This is a genomic window from Mesorhizobium sp. M0028 (genome assembly GCF_040323855.1).
Lineage (GTDB): Bacteria > Pseudomonadota > Alphaproteobacteria > Rhizobiales > Rhizobiaceae > Mesorhizobium.
In genome coordinates this window covers 750,587-771,061 of record NZ_JAMYVG010000001.1, presented here as the reverse complement: position 1 = coordinate 771,061, position 20,475 = coordinate 750,587, and the positions used below count along the sequence as shown (strand labels likewise).

The window sequence follows — 20,475 nt, the reverse complement described above, 5'->3', positions numbered from 1 at the left end:
GCGAGGATTCCTTGTTCAGGTCGTGAACTCATAGATATGGTCGAAACGGCGGATGAACCACAGTGAAACGGCTCCACTCGATCACATCACGGGTCCACGACCTCATTTGCCATGAAGCGAGGGAACCAGGATTCGTGGGCAGCGGTCAATTCACTGACCGGTATCGCACGTGCCTCGCCCAGCTTCAGTTCGCTGCCGCCGGTCGAGCCGATCCACGGTGCAAAAATGCCGAGCTTGCTTTGCTGTTCGCGAATGGCATCCCACGCCTCGCTCTGCGGGTCGATCGACAGCGTCAGCAGATAGCGGCCCTGATCCTCGCCGAACCAGACCGGGATCGGATCGGTGCCGATCAGGCCGGGGATGGTCGCGCCGATGCCGGAGGCCATCGCCATCTCGGCCAACGCCACCGCGATGCCGCCATCGGAAACGTCATGCGCCGCGGTAACGACGCCCGACGCAATCAGCGCCCGCACATGGTCACCGACGCGCTTTTCGTGATCGAGATCGACGGGCGGCGGCGGGCCGTCGGCACGGCCATGGATGTCGCGCATATAGACCGATTGGCCAAGATGCGTGCCCCACATGGTCGGTGCGCCGACCAGCACGATCATCTGGCCTTCGGCGGCAAAGCCGATCCGCACCATTTTCGACCAATCGGCAATCAGCCCGACGCCGCCGATGGTTGGTGTCGGCAGTATGCCTTGGCCGTTGGTCTCATTGTAGAGCGAGACGTTGCCGGAGACGATCGGGAAGCCCAGCGCCCTGCAGGCATCGCCAATACCTTTCACCGCGCCGACCAACTGACCCATGATCTCCGGCCGTTCCGGATTGCCGAAATTAAGGTTGTCGGTGGCCGCGAGCGGCAAGGCACCGGTGGCGGTAAGATTGCGCCAGCATTCGGCCACCGCCTGCTTGCCTCCCTCGTAGGGGTCGGCCTCGCAATAGCGCGGCGTCACGTCGGAGGAGAAGGCGAGCGCCTTGGTCGGATGACCGTCGATCCGCACGACGCCGGCATCGCCGCCGGGAAGCTGCAACGAATTGCCTTGGATCAGCGTGTCGTACTGCTCCCACACCCAGCGGCGCGAGGACAGGTCCGGCCCGCCAAGCAGCTTCAGCAAAGCCTCGGCCACATCGGTTTGCGGTGCATCGCCGGCGCCCAATGGCGCCGGCTTCTTCGGCTCGACCCAGGGACGGTCATATTCCGGCGCCTGGTCGCCGAGATCCTTGATCGGCAGGTTGGCGACCTCGTCGCCCTGGTGCAGCACGCGGAAGCGCAGATCGTCGGTGGTCTTGCCGACGATGGCAAAGTCGAGGCCCCATTTGTGGAAGATCGCCTCGGCCTGTTTTTCCTTTTCGGGGCGCAGCACCATCAGCATGCGCTCCTGGCTCTCCGAAAGCATCATCTCATAAGCGCTCATGCGCTCTTCACGCACCGGCACCTTGTCGAGATCGAGCTCAATGCCGAGGTCGCCCTTGGCGCCCATTTCGACCGCCGAGCAGGTGAGACCAGCGGCACCCATGTCCTGGATGGCAATAACGGCGCCGGACGCCATCAGTTCGAGGCAGGCTTCGAGCAGGCATTTTTCGGTGAAGGGATCGCCAACCTGGACCGTGGGCCGCTTCTCGTCGATCTTGTCGTCGAATTCGGCCGAGGCCATGGTGGCGCCGCCGACGCCGTCGCGACCGGTCTTGGCGCCGAGATAGACGACCGGCAGGCCGACGCCCTTGGCCTCGGACAAAAAGATTGCGTCCGTCTTCGCGAGGCCCGCGGCAAACGCATTGACCAGGATATTGCCATTGTAGCGGGCGTCGAAATTGACCTCGCCGCCGACCGTCGGCACGCCGAAGGAATTGCCATAGCCACCGACGCCGGAAACGACGCCGGCAACGAGGTGCCTGGTTTTGGGATGATCCGGCGCACCGAAGCGCAGCGCGTTCATCGCCGCGATCGGCCGCGCGCCCATGGTGAAGACATCGCGCAGGATGCCGCCGACGCCGGTCGCCGCTCCCTGATAAGGCTCGATATAGGAGGGATGGTTATGGCTCTCCATCTTGAAGACGACGCAGTCGCCGTCGCCGATGTCGACCACGCCGGCATTCTCGCCCGGGCCCTGGATGACTTGCGGCCCGGTGGTCGGCAGCGTACGAAGCCATTTTTTCGAGGATTTGTAGGAACAATGCTCGTTCCACATCGCGGAAAAAATACCGAGTTCGGTAAAGCTCGGCTCGCGCCCGACCAGGTCGAGGATGCGTTGGTACTCGTCGGGCTTCAGCCCGTGCGCGGCAATGAGTTCCGGAGTGATCGGCACGGAATTGGAAATGGTCATGATCGGCAATTTGTGTCCTTGGGATCGAGTCCCGTCTTATCGCAAGCTTTGCAGCCGATACACCCCGTCGGATGACTAAAACGACGGAAAGCAACAGCTTGCCGCAAGTAGCGGAAGATCGCCACTCGACCCGCCGGTTTCAAGCCGGTTCAGGAAAAGCTGTCGTAGCCGGCGCGGCCTTCGTCCAGAAGCCGCCGGATCACAGCGACGCCGTGCGCAATATCGTCCCGCTGTCGCGGCTGCGAGATGCCAAACCGCACGCCGTGAAAGGCCTGTTCGGAACGCCCCGCCTTGAACTCGTCCTCGTCGTCGATGAGCACGCCATGTTCGAGGCAAGCCTGTTTGAAAGTGCCGGAAAGCCATGGGTCCGGCAAAGTGAGCCAGACGAACGGCACATTATCCAGCGCCTTGAAGTCGAAGCCGTCGAGTGTCTCGCGCACGATCGCGATGCGCGCACCGATCTCGGCAATGCTGCGCTTGCGCATCTCGGCGGCCTGACCGGACAACACCAGCCGGCTGCCCACCTCCGCCAGCAGAAAGGGCAGGCCGCCCGTCATCATCTTATGGGCAACCCGGATGCGGTGACGATAGGCCGGCGGGCAAGCGAGCCAACCGCCGCGAACACCCGCCGCGACCGATTTCGACAGGCCGCCGGCAACGATGGTCCGTTCGGGAGCATATTCGGCCAGTAAAGGCGTCGGGTCGTCGGTCAGTCCGCCATAGAGATCGTCCTCGATCAAGACGACGTTATATTGACGGGCGACATGCGCGATTGCCTCGCGGCGCGATGCCGACAGCGTTGTCAGCGTCGGGTTCTTGGCCGTCGGCATCAAAAACATCATCTTCGGGTGCTTTTGTGCGCAGACGCGCTCGAAATCCTGGGGATCGATGCCCTCGTCGTCAGCCGCCACCAGTGCGGTCCGGCGACCGATCAGGCCGGCGCTGCGGGAGATCTGCGAATAGGTGAGGTGCTCGAAGACGACATAGTCGCCGGGGGCGGTGAGCCCCGCAATTGTTGCCATCACCGCGGCGTGGGTGCCGAGCGTGGGGACAATGGCATCCGCCGCCGGGCGATAGGAATTGCGCGACAGCCAGCGCCTGCCGGCCTCGAACCAGCGGTCCGGGAAATCACGCGTGTAGCTTGAAATCTCATGCGGATGGTCTTGCGCCGTGCGTGTCAACACATCGGCGACGATGGCACCCTGGCCGACATCCGGTGCGGCGGTGCTATCGAAGCGCATCTTGTCGCCGGGCGCATCCATATAGCGCGTGCCTTGTTCGACCGGCTCCAGGAAATCCGGCTTTGCGCTTTCCGACTGCTGAGCGAGAACATAGGTTCCGCGGCCCACCTCGCCGCTGACCAATCCCCGCTCGCGCAGCAATTGATAGGCCCTGCCGACCGTGCCGACGGTCGTGCCGATGTCGTATGCCAGATCGCGCTGCGGCGGCAGCTTTGCCCCTGCACCGATCAGGCCGCGGTCGATGTCCGTCTCGATGGAATCGGCAAGCCGCTGATAGAGCGGGCCGGTACCCGCGGTAAGATCTGGCAGCCAAGTTGTCATGGTGACAATTTTTTACATTGCACCAGGATGTGAGTCAATACATATCAGATCGGCGGCGAGAAGGGTACAATCCGAAGTTTTGGCAGAAAAAAAATGGCTACAATAGAGACAATCCGCTCCGTTAGGGCTGAATTGCAGATGCAGGTGGCGCCTCCGTTAGGCCGGCCAACCTATGTTAGTCGGCTGGTGCGTACGCTCGGATCCTTCGCGAGATGGATTGGCAGGCTAATGGATCGTCGGCGCAGCCGGCTGGTCCTGCTCGAGATGACCGACGACCAGCTCAAGGACATAGGCATTACGCGTTGTGATGCCCATCGTGAGGGCCTCAGGCCGTTCTGGGACTGAGGGTTGAGGCACCGCACTTTAGCGGACGCCCGCCGCCCTGAGCCTCGATACGCCGTGGTCCACAAGCACGGCCACGATACACAGAACCAGAAAATGCCCGGTGATGGCCAGAGCCGAGACGGCGACGCTGGCCGCCCCGTGTTTGGAGACGTCGAGGAATGGATAGGGTACTTCGCCGACGATCGGCGCCCGCAGCAGCGCGTAGGCCAGATAGGCGATCGGATAGATCATCCACCACGAGATGTCACGCCATCGCGTCGAGCCGTCGGCGCCCGCCACAAGCCACCACAGCACGAACACCACCGGCGTCACATAGTGCAGGAGCACGTCGCAGAGCAGGAACAGCCCTTGCGGCTGCCAAAGCTGCGCCAGGACCGTGGCATAGATAATGAGGACCAGGCTTATGGCGACGGCTACGCCCGCCCGTATCCGTGGCCCGGCAAAGGCCGGAAACCAGGCATAACCCGTCGACGACAGCAACGAGGCATGGACGAGCACCGCGCCGATGTTGGTCAGGATGGTGAAGAAGCTGAAATAGAAGACCAGCGAGCCGACAAAGCCGCGGCCGGCTTCCATTGATGCCGGGACGGTGATGCAGAGCTGCAGGACGAGCCCGGCCAGGCCGACGACCAGACCGGTGATCTGCAGCAAGCGACCCATTGCGCTAGGCAGCAGCGCCACAGGCCGGATTGCCCGCCTGCCAGCGGGCAATGTCCGAGCCGATGCGGCCGCCGAGCGGTTCCGCCATCAATGGGCCGAACACGTCGACGCGGCTCGAATTGCCTTGCGCCTGCACGACCAGCAACGGCTTTCCGCCATAATGTTTGGCCGGCACCAGCAGGAAGCGCGGCGTGCCGCTGAACGAATTCAGCTCGTTGGCCATCTGATAGGACTTGAAGGCAGGGTCCTTGCTGGCGATCCAGCATTTGTGGGCAGCTATTGCCACCTGCTCCATGGCAAGCAGTGACGCGCTCTTGCCCGCCGGCGCCGGCGTGCTCTTCGGGCTTGACTGGCATGAGGCGAGTACAAGCCCGGCGGCAGTAGCGACGGCGAGGCGGGCGAGTGTCAATCGCATGGTCAAGCGGCGCCCATCTCGAGTTCGGACAGAAAGATCTTCAGACCGTCTGTCATCTCACCCCAGACGCGCGACAGCGCCGGATGCTGCAAGGCGATTTGCTCATAGGCATCGAATTTCGGATGGGCGTCAAGCAGGTCGGGGCGGCCGATCGTCGCCCTGAAATTGTTGAAGACGAAGCGGGTCGGCGTCAGCCACGCATCGGCGAAGGAGATGTCGTCGCCGAGCGCGAACGGGCCATGCGCCATGCGGGCCTCGATTGCCGCAAGCCCGTGATGCAATCGGGCGAACTGTGCCTTGATGTCCGCCTCGTTGCGCTGCGGCACGAAATAGAGCTCGAACAGCTTCATCGTTGGGGCGAGCACGTCAAGGTCGGTGATGCGGGCGAACATGCGCACCAACGCCCGGTCTTTCGAATCCTTGGGCAGCAGCGCTGGCTCGGGAAAGCGCTCCTCCAGATATTCGGCAATGACCACGGATTCGACGATCGTTTCGCCCGAGCCGGTGATCAGCACTGGAATCCGGTTGAGCGGGGAGATGGCACGGAATGCCTCGGGAATGGGAAACCCAGGCGGCGGTGCAATGACCTTGAGCGGCACGTTCTTGATGTAGGCCAGCGCCCGCACGATCGACGAATAGGGCGACAGCGGTCGCGAATAGAGTTTCATGACCGTCGCTCCAGGAGGAAAATTGAATGCATCAAGCGGCGATGCCCAGCGCGCTTTCGAACAGCGCCCGGCCGTCGCTGCCGCCATGCGCCGCTTCAATCAGGTTCTCGGGATGCGGCATCAGGCCGAGCACATTGCCACGGCCGTTGACAATGCCGGCAATGTCGTTGATCGAGCCGTTGGGATTGGTGCCTTCGGCATATCGGAACACCACCTGGCCTTCGCCTTCGAGGCGGGCCAGCGTTTCGGCATCAGCAAAATAATTGCCGTCATGATGCGCCACCGGCGCGCGGATGACCTGGCCCGGCTGATAGCGGCGGGTGAACATCGTGTTGGCATTGGCGATCTGCAGCTTGACTTGCCGGCAGACGAATTTCAGCGAGGTGTTGCGCATCAATGCACCCGGCAACAGGCCGGCCTCGACCAGGATCTGGAAGCCGTTGCAGACGCCGATGACCGTGACGCCCTTGGCCGCCTTTTCGGCCACAGCCCGCATCACCGGCATGCGCGCGGCAATAGCGCCGCAGCGCAGATAATCGCCAAAGGAAAAGCCGCCGGGAATGGCGATCAGGTCGACATCGGGAATTTCAGTGTCGGTCTGCCAGACGGTGACCGGCGGCGTGCCGGAAATCTTGGTCAGCGCCGCGATCATGTCACGGTCGCGATTAAGGCCGGGGAGCAGGACGACGGCTGATTTCATGAGAATTCATGCTCGTTGAGTTGGAACAGATATCGCGGCAAAACATGGCTGGTCAGCCAGACGCCATTTTCGGAAAGAAAAAATAAGGCGCCGTTTTTGGCCATGTTTTCCGAGTCGATCCGCAGGATAACACTTCTCCCCTTGCGGCGCTGTGCGACGATCACAGCTGTTTCAATGTCTTTTGACAAATGAACGTGCTGCCGAGACTGGCTGATTAAGCCTTCTCGTAAGATGCTGGGGAGAAACTCTTCCTTGGTGCCGTGATATAAAACTGTTGGAGGAATTGATGGCGACAGGCCGAGATCAATCTCGACACTGTGGCCTTGAACCGCACGGACACGATCACCGTCGATTGCAAAGCGCTTTTTCGGGTTCTCGTCGATGATCCGAACAACCTCGGCGGCGGATGTGCCGAACTTCGCCTGAATCGCCGCGCAAAGTTTGTTGAAATCAGTCCAACCGTTCTCATCCAAAGTCAGCCCCGCTTCATGGGGAGCATGGCGTAAAACAAGACTCATGAACTTCGATATCTGGATGTCTTTCGACAAGCTCAGCCGATCTCCACCGCGTAATTCTCAATCACCGTATTCGCCAGAAGCTTGTCGCACATAGCTTTCAGATCGGCCTCGGCCTTGGCCTTGTCGCCCTCGGCAAGCTCGATATCGAAAACCTTGCCTTGCCGCACCTGGCCGACGCCGCCGAAACCCATTCCGGAAAGCGCATGCTCGATTGCCTTGCCTTGTGGGTCGAGCACGCCGTTCTTGAGGGTTACGGTAATGCGGGCCTTGATCACGCTGGACATGCTCCTGTTCACCTGTTGAGCGGGCAAGCCGTCAGTGCGGCTTGCCTTTGACACCGTCGGTCGATGCGACGAGCACCGGTCCGGCAGGGCGCGGCGGTTCGTTCTCGTTCATGATGCCGAGGCGGCGGGCAACTTCCTGATAGGCTTCGACGAGCCCGCCCATGTCGCGGCGGAAGCGGTCCTTGTCGAGCTTGTCCTGGGTCGCCACGTCCCACAGCCGGCAGGAATCCGGCGAGATCTCGTCGGCGACGACGATGCGCATCATATCGCCTTCGAACAGGCGGCCGCATTCGATTTTGAAATCGACGAGCTGGATCCCGACGCCCATGAACAGGCCGGAAAGGAAGTCGTTGACGCGAATGGCCAGCGCCATGACGTCGTCGATCTCCTGCGGGCTCGCCCAGCCGAAGGCGGTGATGTGCTCTTCCGATACCATCGGATCGTCGAGCGCATCGGCCTTGTAATAGAATTCGATGATCGAGCGCGGCAGCACGGTGCCTTCCTCGATGCCCAAGCGCTTGGCCAGCGAGCCGGCGGCGACGTTGCGCACCACCACTTCGAGCGGGATGATCTCGACTTCCTTGATCAGCTGCTCGCGCATGTTGAGCCGGCGGATGAAGTGGGTCGGAATGCCCATCCGGTTGAGATGATTGAAGATGTGCTCGGAAATGCGGTTGTTGAGCACGCCTTTGCCATCGACGATTTCATGCTTCTTCTTGTTGAAAGCGGTGGCGTCGTCCTTGAAGAACTGGATCAGCGTGCCAGGCTCCGGTCCCTCATAAAGGATCTTGGCCTTGCCTTCATAAATGCGGCGGCGATTTTTCATCTGATTTTTCTCTGGATTTGCGGGCAGGCGGCAAGCGACCAGTTCCTGTCCGTCTGCCTGAAATAAGATGGCGACGGTGGGGTTCAATGCCGGTGTCTATCCCAATCGCACTGTTTGCTCAATCGGCAAATCCTTTCAATCAACCGCTTTCGGGGACCGAAATGCCGCAGCGCAGCAGGCAATGTAGCATATTGACCGGCCGGCGCCCTTTTGGTTTGTGCTCCGGCAACACATATTGGCACAACGAATCGGATTTCACGGAGGGATGCCATGAGCAGCATGAAAGACCGCGAAGAGGGCTTTGAGCGCAAATTCGCATTCGACGAGGAACTTCGATTCAAGGCTGCGGCACGCCGCAACAGAGCGCTCGGCCTGTGGGCTGCCGAAAAGCTCGGCAAGTCAGGCGCCGAGGCCGACGCCTATGCCAGGGAAGTGGTCGTCAGCGACATCGAGGAAGCCGGCGATCACGACGTTTTCCGCAAGATACGCAAGGATTTCGATGCAGCCGGCATCGACCAGTCGGACCATCAGATCCGCCGCACCATGGATGAATTGATGGCGCAGGCGATCGAGCAGATCAAGAACACCTGATCCTTCCGCCGGTATCGATCGAATGCTGGACCAATCGACCGCCCGGCCTAACCGGGCGGTTTTTCTTTGCCTTTACGGTCATTTCCGGCTGAATTGCTGCAGCCAAAGAGGAAATCACCAATGTCCCTGAAGTCACGCCTTGCGGCCGACGAGACGCTGTTCACTGCATGGTCCGGCGTGCCGGATGCCTTGACGGTCGAGATACTGGCCAGACAAGGGTTCGACGCGGTTACGCTCGACATGCAGCATGGTGGCCATCACGAGGACAGCGTGCTGCGCGGGCTTGTGCCGGTGCTGGCCGTCAACAAGCCGGCTTTGGTGCGCATCCCGGTCGGCCGCTTCGACATGGCCAGCCGCGCGCTCGACTTCGGCGCCGAGGCTGTGATCGCCCCGATGGTGAATTCGGTGGCGGACGCAAAGCTGTTTGCCGTCGCCATGAAATACCCGCCACTCGGCGAGCGCTCCTGGGGCCCGACCTATGCTTTTCCGCGCCATGGGAAGGGCGACTATGCCGACTGGCTGCGCGACAGCAACCAGCGCACCATGGCGTTCGCCATGGTCGAAACGCGGGCCGCGCTTGATGCACTCGACGGCATCCTCGACACGCCGGGCATCGACGGTATATTCCTTGGCCCGTCGGATTTCTCGATCGCCTGGTCGAAGGGCACCACCGTCAGTTCGACGCTGGAGAGCATGATGGAGACCGTCGCCTCGATCGCCGAGCGCACCCGCAAAGCCGGCAAGCATGCGGCGATCTATGTGATGGAACCGGCCATCGCCGGTCGCGTGGTGTCGATGGGTTACCGGCTGCTGGCGATGGGTTCCGAGCATTCGCTGATTTCGCTTGGGGCAAAGACCCTGCTGAGCAGCGTCAGGGGTTCAATCGCTTCCTAGAGATCCGTCAGGAATTTCGCGAACGTCATCGACCCTTCGGGCCAGGGGCCAAAGCCGGAATCCGCGTTGAGATGGCCGGCATCGCCGGCGTCGATGAACAGCGAGCCCCAAGCCGCGGCAATGTCCTCGGCGACGCCGAAGGCGCAGAACGGGTCGTTGCGGCTGGCGATCACCACCGACGGAAACGGCAGCGGGTCACGCGGATAGGGACCGAAGGTCATCAGGTGCCTCGGCTTTATCTTTGGATTGGCGACATCGGGCGGCGCCACGAAAAAAGCGCCGGCGACCGGCCGCTCGAACCGGGACAAGGCCTGGATGACCGCGGCGACGCCAAGCGAATGGGCGACGATGACGACCGGCCGCTCGGCCTCGTTAACCGCCTTGGCGACACCCGCCGTCCAATCCTCGCGCACCGGCTTCGACCATTCCGCCTGTTCGACGCGGCGCGCCGTCGATAGTTTCGACTGCCAGCGGCTCTGCCAATGATCGGGGCCGGAATTGGTGTAGCCCGGCACGATGAGAATATCTGCTTCCCTGACTTTCATGGCGCGCATGTAGCGAGAGGCGCTGTCGGGTGCAACCAGGTATGAACTCAACAGCCACACGCAAACGGCCTCTCACGAGCCCGGTTCTGCTCGCTATTGTGAACACCATGTTCGCTTCTTGCGCTCTTGTGTGAACGACCGCGATGGACGATCTGTCGCCAGGAAAGAATGGCTGTTCCGAGATTTTGGCACGGACACGGCTTAGAATGATTGATGGCGCCGGGTTCCTCTGACGGAAGCTTGTCGAGCGCCGCCTGAACGGAGCACTTTGATGAGCGAACTGCCTTTTGCCGCGACGACCCCGGTCAGCGTTGCCCGCGTCGGCTTGCGGGCGCGGGATGCAGAAAATCTCGCTGCTTACTATCGCAAGGTCGTCGGCCTGCAGGAACTGAGCCGCGCCGGCGGCACGATCACGCTCGGCGCAGTCAATCGTCCTTTGCTAGACATCGAAGCGGATCCGGCTGCGAAACCCGATGACCCGCGCAGCGCCGGTCTTTTCCACACCGCCTTCCTGCTGCCCAGCCGGGCCGATCTCGGCCGCTGGATCAATCACGCCATCGCCGGCAAGATTGGCATCGAGGGCGCGTCCGATCATCTGGTCAGCGAGGCGCTTTATCTGACCGACCCGGAAGGCAACGGCATCGAGATCTATGCCGACCGCCGTCCGCAGGACTGGAAATGGAACGGCGACAAGATCGCGATGGCGACGGAGCGGCTGAACATCCCTTCGGTGGTTGCCGAAGTGCCGGCCGGCGACACCGGCTGGCAGGGCGCGCCGGAAAACAGCATTATCGGCCACGTCCATTTGCGGGTCGGCAGGCCGGAAGAAGCCGAAGCATGGTGGCACCAGGAGTTCGGTTTCGACACGGTGGCAAAATATGGTGGCGCGGCGGTGTTCCTGTCGTCCGGCGGCTATCATCACCACATTGGCGCAAATGCGTGGCAGAGCCCGGGTGCCGGTCGCCGAGATCCCTCCCGCTCCGGCCTGGCCTGGGTCGAGATGCGTTCGGACAATGCCGCGAGCGACACTACCCGCGAGGATCCGTGGGGCACAGTGATAAGGACGGTTCCCGGTAAGGCGTAGGCTAGAGGTTAGCCTTCTCGAGTAAGCGTCCTAGCATCAGCAGGCCCGCTGGCCATACGCCCAGGCGGGCCTCGTTTCCCATATGGCCGAGATCGCCGGCATCGGCGATATCCGCGCCCCAGGCTGCGGCAAAAGCGGTCGCCTTGTCGAAGGTGACGCGCGGGTCGCTGCGGCTCGCCACCACCAATGCCGGGAAGGGTAGGCGCTTCAGCGGCATCGGCGCGAACGGGCGCACCGCGTCGAATGAGGGATCGGTATCCTCGACATTGGTCGCGGCGACCAGGAACGCCGCCGCGACCTTGTCGAGCTGGCTTTGACTGGCCCCGGAAGCCCACTTCACCGCCGTCGCCACTGCCAGCGAATGTGCAAGCAGCACGATGCGGCGCGGTGCGGCGGCCATCGCAGCATCCACCTGGCCGATCCAGTCTTCAGGCTTCGGCCGGTCCCACTCTGCCTGCAGCACGCGGCTCGAATTGGGGAGCACCCTGCACCAATGCGACATCCAATGATCCGGTCCGGAATTGCCGCGGCCGGGCAGGGCAAGAAAATCGAAATCTCCGGCCGCCGAAATCATCAGGCTTCTCCGAACACTCGGCTGAAGATCGTGTCGACATGCTTGGTATGATAGCCCAAGTCGAATTTCTCGCGGATCTCGGCCTCAGGCAGGGCTGCAACAACGTCCTTGTCGGCCAAAAGTTCCTCAAGGAAATCAGCGCCTTGCTCCCACACCTTCATGGCATTGCGCTGCACCAGCCGGTAGGCTTCCTCACGCGAAATGCCGGCTTGCGTCAGCGCCAGCAGCACGCGCTGCGAATGCACGAGGCCGCGGAACTTGTTCATGTTCTTCAGCATGTTGTCGGGGTAGACCAGCAGTTTGTCGATGACGCTGGTCAGCCGTGACAGCGCGAAATCGAGCGTCACCGTCGCGTCGGGCCCGATCATGCGCTCGACCGACGAGTGCGAGATGTCGCGCTCGTGCCACAGCGCCACATTCTCCATTGCCGGCAGCGCGAAGGAGCGCACCATGCGAGCAAGGCCGGTGAGGTTCTCGGTCAGCACCGGGTTGCGCTTGTGCGGCATCGCCGACGAGCCCTTTTGTCCGGGCGAAAAATACTCCTCCGCCTCCAGTACCTCGGTGCGCTGCAGATGGCGCATCTCGATCGCCAGCCGCTCGATCGACGAGGCGATGACGCCGAGCGTGGCGAAGAACATCGCATGGCGGTCGCGCGGGATCACCTGCGTCGACACCGGCTCGGGCTTCAGCCCAAGTTTCTTGGCCACGTATTCTTCGACATAGGGGTCGATATTGGCGAAGGTGCCGACCGCACCCGAGATGGCGCAGGTGGCGATGTCCTCGCGTGCGTGCACCAGCCTCTCGCGGCAGCGCGAGAATTCGGCATAGGCCTGCGCCAGCTTGACGCCGAAAGTGGTCGGCTCGGCATGGATGCCGTGGCTGCGGCCGATGGTAATCGTATCCTTGTGCTCGAAGGCGCGGCGCTTGAGCGCCGCAAGCAGCCCGTCAATGTCGGCCAGGAGGATGTCGCTGGCCCGGGTGAGCTGCACGGCAAAACAGGTGTCGAGAACGTCGGAGGATGTCATGCCCTGATGGATGAAGCGGGCATCCGGCCCGACGAATTCGGCAAGATGGGTGAGAAAGGCGATGACGTCGTGCTTGGTGACGCGTTCGATCTCGTCGATGGCTTCGACATCGAATTTCGCCGCCCCGCCTTTCTCCCAAATGGTCTTGGCGGCCTCCTTCGGGATGACGCCGAGCTCGCCCAATGCGTCGCAGGCGTAGGCCTCGATCTCGAACCAGATGCGGAACCGGGTTTCGGGCGACCAGATGGCCACCATTTCCGGCCGGGAGTAGCGAGGGATCATCAGTCGGTCCTGACTTGCAAGAGCATTTGCCCGCGTCCTAACAGAGGCAAGCAAAATGCTCAACGTTGCTGGCGCGCAAACCAGACACTGGCGACAGCCAGCGCAATGAAACCGAGCGGAAAATACAGCCGGATGCCGAGGACGACGAACTGGTAGAGCGCCGTCAACATCGTGAACACGAACTGGAAAACCCAGGTGATGGTGAGCGCGGGCGCATGCCATTGGACATAGTAGGAGCGGTATTGCAGCCCAAAGAGGCCGCCGGTGAAGGCGATAGTCACGGTGAGAAGGCAGACGAAGGCGGCAGCGAGGGCGATCTCCCAGTTGCGTCCGAGGGAGACGAGTCGCGCCAGAAACAGCCCAACCGGGAAGGCCAGCGCGCCGCCGGCAGCATAAAGCAGCGAGACGAAGCGGACCTTCGCCGGGGTCTCCCAATCGTACAGCTGCAGATTGAGCAGCGCGCTGGCGCCCATCGCCATGGCCCACAACAAGGCACCGACAAAAGCGGTGCGCAGCGGCGGCAAGGAGCGGCGGAGACGGCGCAGAGCGCGATAGCGCATGGCGGGGAACGTCACAGGCGACCGGTTACCGCGATCCAGCGATAGTCCGGCCCTTCGAAGCCGTATTGGCGCACCGCGATCAGCACGGCATAGGCGCTGAGGCTATCCAGCGAAAATGTCTGGACCGCGCCGATCTGGTACCCATTCGGACAGCCTCTGCTTTGCGGGATCGATTTGTCCTCGTGAATAATCCTCGTCAGGCTGCCGTCTCTCGCTTCGATGCGCAGCAGGCGAAAGCCATTGATCTCGCCCTGGCTCTGGCAGCGTTCGGTGTCGTTCATGCCGATCTGGTCGAGCCGGAACTCGAGCGGTTCGTCGACCGGCGAAAAGATCGGGCGCGGATTGACCACCATGCGGAAGGGGTCGGCAGAAAGCTCGGTCACCGGGTTGAAGCCGGCGGTGATGCCGCGATTTGCCGTGAGTTCCGCCTGACTGACGATCGCTTCGCCCTTTTGCCGGGCCTGCAGCCGCGCTGCGTCCACGGTGGCATTCTCGTGGTCGAGCCGGATACGGATCGGCGAGCCCTTGAGAAAATTGTCGTCGGCCGTGTTGATGTAATAGCGGTTGGCATACGGGAATCCCGATCCGTCCTGGACGCCATATTCTTCGAAGGCGAAGATGCCGCCGTCACTGCTGAAGCCGAGGATCTCAAGCTCGGCGACATCGCCTGCGTAGGCGGCGACCAAAGTTGCAAGCTGGGCGAACAGGCAGACGGCAAACAGGGCAAGATTTCGCATGGGGCTTTCCGTTCAGGCAGTCGACGTCGTTAAATTCCCTATCACGATGCTGTCAAAAGATCGTGCTAACTGAAACACGAAGTCGATGCATCCAATCCGGCTGTCTTTTGTTATTGTCGGCATCTTCATCCCATCGTGCCTTCCCAAAATCAGAATCTATTTCCGGAAGGCACGATGCATTGATTCAAAATGTTTAGAGCATCCTTTGCGCGTCCAAAGGACGCGCGGCGCCCTAAGGGAGACCCCCATGACCGATGCAGCCAAGATCCGCGAACGTATGGAAGTGATCGGCGCCGACGGCGTCCATGTCGGCACCGTCGACAAGGTCGACGGGGATCGCATCAAGCTGACCAAGCGCGACAGCGGCGAGGGCGCTCACAGGGGCCATCACCACTTCATTCCTCTCAGCCTCGTCGCCGAGGTCGAGGGCCAGAAGGTGCGCCTGTCGGCAAACTCGGATGTTGCGGTCACGTTCGAGGAAGAAAAATCCGACCCCACCTGATCGGTCGCCCGACCACAGCGTTGGCGCGTTCAGCGCGACGACCAGACCGGGAAGAGATCGCCCTCGGCCGGCGTCGCGGCAAAGACGCCGCGGCTGATGGCGCGCGCCATCGTCGCGCCGGCAGCTGCGTAGAGATCGATTGCATCGTTGGGCCCGAGCTCGATGCCGCTCTTGCCCGTTGCCAGCGCGAAGACCAGATCGCCGTCGGCGGGCGTGTGCGTCGGCCAAATGGCACGGACAAAGCCGTCATGCGCTGATATCGCCAGGCGTTTGGCGGCGGCCTTGGTGAGGACCGCATCAGTGGCGATCACGGCGATGGTCGTGTTGGCGCCGGTTTCCGCCTGCTCTGCGGCATGCTTGTCACGGAACTTCAGCAGGATCTTTCTGGCACCGTCAGGCATCGGGTGGGGATAGCCTAAGCCGCCGAACTCGTCGCCGATCTCGAACGGTGCCGCCCAGAAATGGCGGGTCCCGGCGACCGTCACCGAGCCGGTCGGGTTGACGGCGGCGAGCGCGCCGATGGTGACGCCGCTGTCCAGCATTGTCGAGGCCGAGCCGAGCCCGCCCTTCAGACCGGAGCTCAGCGCGCCGGCACCCGCGCCGGCGGTGCCGAGCGCAAAGTCTATCGCGGCGGCTTGCGCGGCTTCGTAGCCGAGGTCGCGGTAAGGCGGATACCGGCCCCAATCCTTGTCGCCGCCATTGCGCAGGTCGAACAGGATCGCCGCCGGCACGATCGGCACGCGAAAGCCGCCGACCTCGACGCCGATGCCTCTTTCGCGCAATGCCGCCTGTACCCCCGACGCGGCGTCGAGGCCAAAGGCCGAACCGCCCGAAAGCACCACGGCGTGGATGGCATGGATTGAATTGTGCGGCTCGAGCAGGTCGGTTTCGCGGGTGCCCGGCGCACCGCCCAGGATTTGCACGCCGGCCACGGCCGGTTCGTCGCAGATGACAGTGGTCACACCGGATTTCAGCTTGGCATTCGCCGCATTGCCAACCCGCAAGCCGGCAACGTCGGTGATGAGATTGCGCGGACCGGTATGGAACATTATTGGCTCTCCGCCCGCACGAAACGGCCGCCGTCGAAACGGTAGGCGCGATAAGGATTTTGCGTCAGGTCGCCTTTCTCGTCAAAGCGGATCGGCCCGATCGCCGTAGTGAAGTCATGTCCAGTAAGCAGGTCAGCCAGGCTTTTGCCGGAGGTTTCGGAAGCCGCAAAGGCCTCGCGGGCGATCTCGACCGCGGCATAGGCGGGAAGCGTATAACCATCCGGCACGATGTTTTGTGCGACAAAGCTTTGCAGCACCTTGGGGTCGGCGACGTCAACCCATTCGGGCGGCGCGATCATTAGCGTGCCGACGGCGTAAGGCACGTCGCCGAGCGGCGCGCGCAGCGCTTCACCGCCGGCAAACACCATGCCGGTATCGAGCTGGCCGGCGTCGCGGCCCATAATGGCGACATCATCGCCGTCACCACCGGCAAAGACATGCGTTGCGCCGGCTTTCTTCAGTCGGCCGATCAGGCCGATCTGGTTGTCGAGCTGCGGCCGGAACGTGTCGACGAACACTGGCTTCAATGCCGCCTGCTCGGCGGCAGACCGAAACGTCTCGGCCATTTCGCGGCCATAGATCGTGCCATCGTCGACGATAGCGAACAGCTCGTTCTGCCATAGGCGGGTGAGGGTGGCGGCGACGGCATTGCGCTCGTCGTCGCCGCGCGGCCCGAGACGATAGATCGGCCATCCCGTCTTGGCGCGCCGGTCGGTCAGGCTTTCCGTGCGCACGCCGACGGTGATCACCGGGATGTCGGCATCCTTGAGGATCGGCAGAGCCGCCTCGATTGCGTCGGTGCACAGAAAACCGATGACGACCTTGACCTTGGCCGCGGCGAATTCCCGCGCGGCGGCAACGCCGCCAGCGGCCGTGCAGGCGTCATCGATCGTCCTGATCTCGGTATCACTCGCTTCAGCCGCCATTGTCGCGCCTGCCTCGATCTGTTTGCCGAGGATCGCCGACGGCCCCGACAAAGGCGCCGCGACGCCGATCAGCAGCGTCTCGGCACTCGCACTACCGGCGAGCGAGAGCCAGGCCAGCACCGCTATCGTGGTTGTCCAAGGTCGCATGCGAGCGAAGAATTCCTCCGCGCCGATCGCGTGTTTTGCCGGCGCCAATGCCGTCAAGACCTAAAGGCTGGCCAGCTTTGGCGCAACACGCGAATTCGGGATATAGCTCAAGCACTTCGCTTGTGGCATGCAATATGCGGTCATATATAACGGCTGGTTCTGACTAACGGAAAATCATCGGTGCTGAAGAAGAATGAAATCGGGCCGCAGGCCTACCGCGACGCTATGGCCCATTTTGCCGGCCATGTGCATGTGGTCACCACTGATGGCCCGGCCGGCAAGCGTGGCGCGACGGTGATCGCGGCCTGCTCGGTGTCGGACACACCGCCGACCATCCTGGTCTGCCTCAATCGTGAAAATCCCAAGAACGAGCCGTTTGTGAAAAACGGCAAATTTGCCCTGAACACGCTGGCTTCGGATCAGGAGCCGCTGTCGATCGGCTTTTCCGGCATCACCGGCCTGCCGGTCGAGGAGCGTTTCGCATTGGCCGAATGGGACGTCATCTCGACCGGTGCGCCGACGTTGAAGGGCGCGCTCGCCGTCTTCGACTGCGAGCTGATCGACACCAAGGATCTGGCCACACATCGTGTGCTTTTTGGCAAGGTGACAGGCCTGCGCATCGGCGATAATTTGCGGCCGCTGATCTATCACGACCGCAGCTACCACGCTCTGTAGAGGCTTTGATGGCCGCGTCCACGGAGATCAAATGACCGAGCTGAAATCGCGCCCCGTGCCGCGGACCATCGACGAGACGCTCGATCTGTTGACCGGTGCGGATTATGTGGCGGACCGGTCGCTGGCGACTGTGCTGTTTTTGTCGCTGCGCATGAAGCGTCCGCTTTTCCTTGAGGGCGAGGCCGGCGTCGGCAAGACCGAGATCGCCAAGGTGCTGGCCGAGGCGCTCGGCCGTAGGCTGATCCGCCTGCAATGCTATGAAGGGCTCGATGTTTCGTCTGCCGTCTACGAGTGGAACTACGCCGCGCAGATGATCGAAATCCGCATGGAGGAGGCGGCCGGCAAGGTCGACCGCTCCGACATGGAACGCAACGTCTTTTCCGAAAAGTATCTGATCCGCTGCCCGGTGCTCGATGCGCTGACTGGCAAGGCGGGCGCCGCGCCGGTGTTCCTGATCGACGAACTCGACCGCACCGACGAGGCCTTCGAGGCATTCCTGCTCGAAATCCTCTCCGATTTCCAGGTGACGGTGCCCGAACTCGGCACCATCAAGGCGGAGGAGCCGCCGATCGTCATCATCACCACCAACCGCACGCGCGAGATCCACGACGCGCTGAAGCGGCGCTGCCTTTATCACTGGGTCGATTATCCCAATGCCGAGCGCGAGCTTGAGATCGTGCGCCGAAAGGTGCCGCAGGCCAACAGCCGGCTTTCGGCCGAGGTCGTTTCATTCATCCAGAAGCTGCGTCAGATCGAGCTGTTCAAGGTGCCCGGCGTCGCCGAGACCATTGACTGGGCCGGCGCGCTGACCGAACTCGACAAGGTGGCGTTGGACCCTGAGACGGTTTCCGACACGATTGGCGTGCTGCTGAAATACCAGGACGATATTGCCCGCATCGGTGAGGGCGAAGGCCGGCGCATCCTCAACGAGGTCAAGGCCGAGCTGTCGGCGGCGGAGTAGGGCGATGCCGCGTGCGGAACCCAAAGAGGCAACGGCGGACGGGCGGATCGCCGACAACGTCGTCTATTTCTCCCGCACCTTGCGCAAGGCCGGTATGCGTGTCGGACCGGCCTCGGTCAAAGACGCCATCGAGGCAGTGCTCGCTGCCGGCATCGGCTCGCGTGACGATTTCTACTGGACGCTGCACGCCGTGCTGGTCTCGAGGCACGAAGATCACGCCACCTTCGACGAGACCTTCCGGCTGTTCTGGAAGTCGCACGAGCTGATCGAAAAGATGCTGGCGATCTTTTCGCCGATCGCTCCCGACAACAAAGGGAAGCAAAAACCCCGCGCGGCCGAGAACCGCGTCAGCCAGGCGATGTTCGAGGGTCACCAGAAGAACCAGCCGGCGCAGGAAGTTCCCGAGATCGAGGTCGACGCGCGCTTCACCTTCTCCGGCAACGAGGTGCTGAGAGGCAAGGATTTTGCCCAGATGAACGCCGCCGAGATGGCCGACGCCAAGATAGCGATCGCCCAGTTGCGGCTGCCCTTCGACATGGTTCGGACGCGGCGTTTCAAAGCCGATGCGCATGGCCGCCGTATCGATCCGCGCGCCATGATGCGCTCGGCTGCGCGCACCGGCGGCGAGTTGATCCTGCCTAAATTCCGCTCGCCCCGCGAAGTCCATCCGCCGCTGGTGGTGCTTGCCGACATTTCCGGTTCTATGAGCCAGTACACGCGGATCTTCCTGCATTTCCTGCATGCGCTGACGGAAAAGCGCCGGCGCGTGCACGCCTTCGTCTTCGGCACCAGGCTTACCAATCTGACCCGTCAGATGCGGCATCGCGATCCCGATGCCGCACTCGCCGACTGTTCTGCCGCGGTAAAGGACTGGTCGGGCGGCACGCGCATCGGCGATACGCTGGCAGAATTCAACCGTTTTTGGTCGCGCCGCGTGCTGGGGCAAGGCGCGGTGGTACTGCTGATCACCGATGGGCTGGAGCGCGACGAGGTCGCCGGCCTGTCGGAGGAAATGGAACGGCTGCATAAATCCTGCCGGCGGCTGATCTGGCTGAACCCGCTGCTGCGCTTCGACGGCTTCGAGGCGCGCGCCCGCGGCGTCAGGGCGATGCTGCCGCATGTCGACGAATTCCGTTCGGTGCACAATCTCGACGCGCTCGCCGATCTCTGTGCGTCGCTGGACAAGAATTCGGTGCGTTCGGTCGACCCGCGCCGGTGGATCCAGGCTGGCGCGAAGCGCGTCGCATAACCACATGTCTCCCAGGGAGAAAATCATGGAACACAGTGTCTATCTCGATGAAGCCCGCGACCCGCTGATCATCGCGGAGGGCTGGATGAAGGACGGCAAGGACGTCGCCATTGCCACCGTGGTCGAAACCTGGGGTTCGGCACCGCGGCCGGTCGGTAGCCATCTGGTCATCGACACCGAAGGCAATTTCCATGGCTCCGTTTCGGGCGGCTGCGTCGAAGGCGCAGTGGTGACCGAAGCAATCGACGTCATCGATAGCGGCAAGGCGAAGATGCTGGAGTTCGGGGTCGCCGATGAGACTGCGTGGCAGGTCGGCCTGTCCTGTGGCGGCCGCATCAAGGTCTATGTCGAAAGATTGGGCTGATTGTC

25 protein-coding genes are annotated in these 20,475 nt (G+C 62.4%); 9 read left to right on the top strand and 16 right to left on the bottom strand.

Annotated elements, in window-relative coordinates; translation table 11 throughout:
• Window positions 1-86: 86 nt before the first annotated feature.
• Window positions 87-2,327, bottom strand: a complete 2,241-nt coding sequence (gene purL / locus NKJ93_RS03990) for a phosphoribosylformylglycinamidine synthase subunit PurL (RefSeq protein ID WP_023717381.1) — start codon at window positions 2,325-2,327, stop codon at window positions 87-89.
• 149 nt (window positions 2,328-2,476) lie between these two features.
• Window positions 2,477-3,889, bottom strand: coding sequence for an aminotransferase-like domain-containing protein (locus NKJ93_RS03985; RefSeq protein WP_023717382.1), 1,413 nt, complete (start codon window positions 3,887-3,889; stop codon window positions 2,477-2,479).
• A 93-nt stretch (window positions 3,890-3,982) separates the two neighbouring features.
• Between NKJ93_RS03985 and NKJ93_RS03980 the strand changes: the two genes are divergently transcribed.
• A complete protein-coding gene (locus tag NKJ93_RS03980; RefSeq protein WP_352587713.1) occupies window positions 3,983-4,234 on the top strand; it encodes a DUF1127 domain-containing protein in 252 nt (83 codons plus the stop codon).
• Window positions 4,235-4,252: 18 nt separating this feature from the next.
• Here the strand turns inward: NKJ93_RS03980 and NKJ93_RS03975 are convergent, their stop codons facing one another.
• Genes NKJ93_RS03975 through purC form a run of 7 tightly spaced genes read right to left on the bottom strand, consistent with a single transcriptional unit; the run spans window position 4,253 to window position 8,305 of the window.
• Window positions 4,253-4,894 carry a Pr6Pr family membrane protein gene (locus NKJ93_RS03975; RefSeq protein WP_352587710.1) on the bottom strand — a complete coding sequence of 214 codons (642 nt, stop codon included), beginning with the start codon at window positions 4,892-4,894 and terminating at the stop codon, window positions 4,253-4,255.
• Between the two features lie 4 nt (window positions 4,895-4,898).
• Window positions 4,899-5,309: a hypothetical protein gene (locus tag NKJ93_RS03970; RefSeq protein WP_023717385.1), complete on the bottom strand. Its 411-nt coding sequence runs from the start codon at window positions 5,307-5,309 to the stop codon at window positions 4,899-4,901.
• A gap of 2 nt (window positions 5,310-5,311) precedes the next feature.
• Window positions 5,312-5,977 (bottom strand): glutathione S-transferase family protein, encoded by a 666-nt coding sequence (locus tag NKJ93_RS03965; RefSeq protein WP_352587707.1) that lies wholly within the window; start codon window positions 5,975-5,977, stop codon window positions 5,312-5,314.
• A gap of 31 nt (window positions 5,978-6,008) precedes the next feature.
• Window positions 6,009-6,677, bottom strand: a complete 669-nt coding sequence (purQ, locus tag NKJ93_RS03960; protein ID WP_352481169.1) for a phosphoribosylformylglycinamidine synthase subunit PurQ — start codon at window positions 6,675-6,677, stop codon at window positions 6,009-6,011.
• Window positions 6,674-7,231 (bottom strand): RNA 2'-phosphotransferase, encoded by a 558-nt coding sequence (locus NKJ93_RS03955; RefSeq protein WP_352481308.1) that lies wholly within the window; start codon window positions 7,229-7,231, stop codon window positions 6,674-6,676. The genes purQ and NKJ93_RS03955 overlap by 4 nt, the downstream gene beginning before the upstream one ends.
• Window positions 7,228-7,470, bottom strand: coding sequence for a phosphoribosylformylglycinamidine synthase subunit PurS (gene purS, locus NKJ93_RS03950; RefSeq protein ID WP_023717389.1), 243 nt, complete (start codon window positions 7,468-7,470; stop codon window positions 7,228-7,230). Before purS ends, NKJ93_RS03955 begins: the two co-directional genes overlap by 4 nt.
• A 40-nt stretch (window positions 7,471-7,510) precedes the next feature.
• Window positions 7,511-8,305 carry a phosphoribosylaminoimidazolesuccinocarboxamide synthase gene (gene purC / locus NKJ93_RS03945; RefSeq protein ID WP_023674725.1) on the bottom strand — a complete coding sequence of 265 codons (795 nt, stop codon included), beginning with the start codon at window positions 8,303-8,305 and terminating at the stop codon, window positions 7,511-7,513.
• Window positions 8,306-8,575: 270 nt separating this feature from the next.
• Between purC and NKJ93_RS03940 the strand changes: the two genes are divergently transcribed.
• Together NKJ93_RS03940 and NKJ93_RS03935 are read left to right on the top strand one after the other, a co-directional pair.
• The gene (locus NKJ93_RS03940) at window positions 8,576-8,896 is read left to right on the top strand and encodes a DUF1476 domain-containing protein (RefSeq protein WP_023717390.1); all 321 of its coding nucleotides are present in this window, start codon (window positions 8,576-8,578) and stop codon (window positions 8,894-8,896) included.
• A gap of 120 nt (window positions 8,897-9,016) precedes the next feature.
• Window positions 9,017-9,790, top strand: a complete 774-nt coding sequence (locus NKJ93_RS03935; protein ID WP_352587704.1) for an HpcH/HpaI aldolase family protein — start codon at window positions 9,017-9,019, stop codon at window positions 9,788-9,790.
• Here NKJ93_RS03935 and NKJ93_RS03930 read toward each other — a convergent pair.
• A complete protein-coding gene (locus NKJ93_RS03930; RefSeq protein ID WP_023717392.1) occupies window positions 9,787-10,335 on the bottom strand; it encodes an RBBP9/YdeN family alpha/beta hydrolase in 549 nt (182 codons plus the stop codon). The two genes, NKJ93_RS03935 and NKJ93_RS03930, sit on opposite strands and share 4 nt — an antisense overlap.
• Window positions 10,336-10,606: 271 nt before the next feature.
• Between NKJ93_RS03930 and NKJ93_RS03925 the strand changes: the two genes are divergently transcribed.
• Window positions 10,607-11,419, top strand: coding sequence for a VOC family protein (locus NKJ93_RS03925; RefSeq protein ID WP_352587701.1), 813 nt, complete (start codon window positions 10,607-10,609; stop codon window positions 11,417-11,419).
• 1 nt (window position 11,420) lies between these two features.
• On the opposite strand, the gene NKJ93_RS03920 is transcribed toward NKJ93_RS03925, so the two are convergent.
• From NKJ93_RS03920 to NKJ93_RS03905, 4 genes are read right to left on the bottom strand one after another with little or no spacing between them, the layout of a single operon-like run.
• Complete coding sequence (locus NKJ93_RS03920; RefSeq protein WP_352587698.1) at window positions 11,421-11,993, bottom strand: RBBP9/YdeN family alpha/beta hydrolase; 573 nt, start codon at window positions 11,991-11,993, stop codon at window positions 11,421-11,423.
• Window positions 11,993-13,300, bottom strand: a complete 1,308-nt coding sequence (gene purB, locus NKJ93_RS03915) for an adenylosuccinate lyase (protein WP_352587695.1) — start codon at window positions 13,298-13,300, stop codon at window positions 11,993-11,995. The genes NKJ93_RS03920 and purB overlap by 1 nt, the downstream gene beginning before the upstream one ends.
• A 59-nt stretch (window positions 13,301-13,359) precedes the next feature.
• Window positions 13,360-13,860, bottom strand: coding sequence for a hypothetical protein (locus tag NKJ93_RS03910; RefSeq protein WP_031193518.1), 501 nt, complete (start codon window positions 13,858-13,860; stop codon window positions 13,360-13,362).
• 11 nt (window positions 13,861-13,871) lie between these two features.
• Window positions 13,872-14,597: a DUF2259 domain-containing protein gene (locus NKJ93_RS03905; RefSeq protein ID WP_352587692.1), complete on the bottom strand. Its 726-nt coding sequence runs from the start codon at window positions 14,595-14,597 to the stop codon at window positions 13,872-13,874.
• Between the two features lie 247 nt (window positions 14,598-14,844).
• On the opposite strand from NKJ93_RS03905, the gene NKJ93_RS03900 reads away from it, so the two are divergent.
• Window positions 14,845-15,099 carry a DUF2171 domain-containing protein gene (locus NKJ93_RS03900; protein ID WP_254817658.1) on the top strand — a complete coding sequence of 85 codons (255 nt, stop codon included), beginning with the start codon at window positions 14,845-14,847 and terminating at the stop codon, window positions 15,097-15,099.
• A 29-nt stretch (window positions 15,100-15,128) separates the two neighbouring features.
• Here NKJ93_RS03900 and NKJ93_RS03895 read toward each other — a convergent pair whose 3' ends face one another.
• The gene (locus NKJ93_RS03895; RefSeq protein WP_352481167.1) at window positions 15,129-16,148 is read right to left on the bottom strand and encodes a P1 family peptidase; all 1,020 of its coding nucleotides are present in this window, start codon (window positions 16,146-16,148) and stop codon (window positions 15,129-15,131) included.
• Window positions 16,148-17,221, bottom strand: coding sequence for a branched-chain amino acid ABC transporter substrate-binding protein (locus NKJ93_RS03890; protein WP_023717401.1), 1,074 nt, complete (start codon window positions 17,219-17,221; stop codon window positions 16,148-16,150). Before NKJ93_RS03890 ends, NKJ93_RS03895 begins: the two co-directional genes overlap by 1 nt.
• Window positions 17,222-17,401: 180 nt before the next feature.
• On the opposite strand from NKJ93_RS03890, the gene NKJ93_RS03885 reads away from it, so the two are divergent.
• The 4 genes from NKJ93_RS03885 to NKJ93_RS03870 are packed head-to-tail and all read left to right on the top strand — an operon-like array spanning window position 17,402 to window position 20,470.
• A complete protein-coding gene (locus NKJ93_RS03885; protein WP_352587690.1) occupies window positions 17,402-17,896 on the top strand; it encodes a flavin reductase in 495 nt (164 codons plus the stop codon).
• A gap of 31 nt (window positions 17,897-17,927) precedes the next feature.
• Window positions 17,928-18,857, top strand: coding sequence for an AAA family ATPase (locus NKJ93_RS03880; protein ID WP_352587687.1), 930 nt, complete (start codon window positions 17,928-17,930; stop codon window positions 18,855-18,857).
• Window positions 18,858-18,861: 4 nt separating this feature from the next.
• A complete protein-coding gene (locus tag NKJ93_RS03875; RefSeq protein ID WP_352481164.1) occupies window positions 18,862-20,106 on the top strand; it encodes a vWA domain-containing protein in 1,245 nt (414 codons plus the stop codon).
• Window positions 20,107-20,131: 25 nt separating this feature from the next.
• Window positions 20,132-20,470 (top strand): XdhC family protein, encoded by a 339-nt coding sequence (locus NKJ93_RS03870; RefSeq protein WP_023717405.1) that lies wholly within the window; start codon window positions 20,132-20,134, stop codon window positions 20,468-20,470.
• The last annotated feature ends 5 nt before the right edge of the window (window positions 20,471-20,475 follow it).

Coding starts and splice junctions, on each gene's coding strand:
- NKJ93_RS03980 (WP_352587713.1), top strand. CDS start 3,983: ATGGCTACAATAGAGACAATCCGCTCCGTTAGGGCTGAATTGCAGATG.
- NKJ93_RS03925 (WP_352587701.1), top strand. CDS start 10,607: ATGAGCGAACTGCCTTTTGCCGCGACGACCCCGGTCAGCGTTGCCCGC.
- NKJ93_RS03880 (WP_352587687.1), top strand. CDS start 17,928: ATGACCGAGCTGAAATCGCGCCCCGTGCCGCGGACCATCGACGAGACG.
- purQ (WP_352481169.1), bottom strand. CDS start 6,677: ATGAAATCAGCCGTCGTCCTGCTCCCCGGCCTTAATCGCGACCGTGAC.
- NKJ93_RS03895 (WP_352481167.1), bottom strand. CDS start 16,148: ATGTTCCATACCGGTCCGCGCAATCTCATCACCGACGTTGCCGGCTTG.
- purB (WP_352587695.1), bottom strand. CDS start 13,300: ATGATCCCTCGCTACTCCCGGCCGGAAATGGTGGCCATCTGGTCGCCC.
- NKJ93_RS03900 (WP_254817658.1), top strand. CDS start 14,845: ATGACCGATGCAGCCAAGATCCGCGAACGTATGGAAGTGATCGGCGCC.
- NKJ93_RS03965 (WP_352587707.1), bottom strand. CDS start 5,977: ATGAAACTCTATTCGCGACCGCTGTCGCCCTATTCGTCGATCGTGCGG.
- NKJ93_RS03940 (WP_023717390.1), top strand. CDS start 8,576: ATGAGCAGCATGAAAGACCGCGAAGAGGGCTTTGAGCGCAAATTCGCA.
- NKJ93_RS03975 (WP_352587710.1), bottom strand. CDS start 4,894: ATGGGTCGCTTGCTGCAGATCACCGGTCTGGTCGTCGGCCTGGCCGGG.
- NKJ93_RS03935 (WP_352587704.1), top strand. CDS start 9,017: ATGTCCCTGAAGTCACGCCTTGCGGCCGACGAGACGCTGTTCACTGCA.
- NKJ93_RS03920 (WP_352587698.1), bottom strand. CDS start 11,993: ATGATTTCGGCGGCCGGAGATTTCGATTTTCTTGCCCTGCCCGGCCGC.
- NKJ93_RS03985 (WP_023717382.1), bottom strand. CDS start 3,889: ATGACAACTTGGCTGCCAGATCTTACCGCGGGTACCGGCCCGCTCTAT.
- NKJ93_RS03910 (WP_031193518.1), bottom strand. CDS start 13,860: ATGCGCTATCGCGCTCTGCGCCGTCTCCGCCGCTCCTTGCCGCCGCTG.
- NKJ93_RS03870 (WP_023717405.1), top strand. CDS start 20,132: ATGGAACACAGTGTCTATCTCGATGAAGCCCGCGACCCGCTGATCATC.
- purC (WP_023674725.1), bottom strand. CDS start 8,305: ATGAAAAATCGCCGCCGCATTTATGAAGGCAAGGCCAAGATCCTTTAT.
- NKJ93_RS03905 (WP_352587692.1), bottom strand. CDS start 14,597: ATGCGAAATCTTGCCCTGTTTGCCGTCTGCCTGTTCGCCCAGCTTGCA.
- NKJ93_RS03875 (WP_352481164.1), top strand. CDS start 18,862: ATGCCGCGTGCGGAACCCAAAGAGGCAACGGCGGACGGGCGGATCGCC.
- purL (WP_023717381.1), bottom strand. CDS start 2,327: ATGACCATTTCCAATTCCGTGCCGATCACTCCGGAACTCATTGCCGCG.
- NKJ93_RS03890 (WP_023717401.1), bottom strand. CDS start 17,221: ATGCGACCTTGGACAACCACGATAGCGGTGCTGGCCTGGCTCTCGCTC.
- NKJ93_RS03970 (WP_023717385.1), bottom strand. CDS start 5,309: ATGCGATTGACACTCGCCCGCCTCGCCGTCGCTACTGCCGCCGGGCTT.
- NKJ93_RS03930 (WP_023717392.1), bottom strand. CDS start 10,335: ATGAAAGTCAGGGAAGCAGATATTCTCATCGTGCCGGGCTACACCAAT.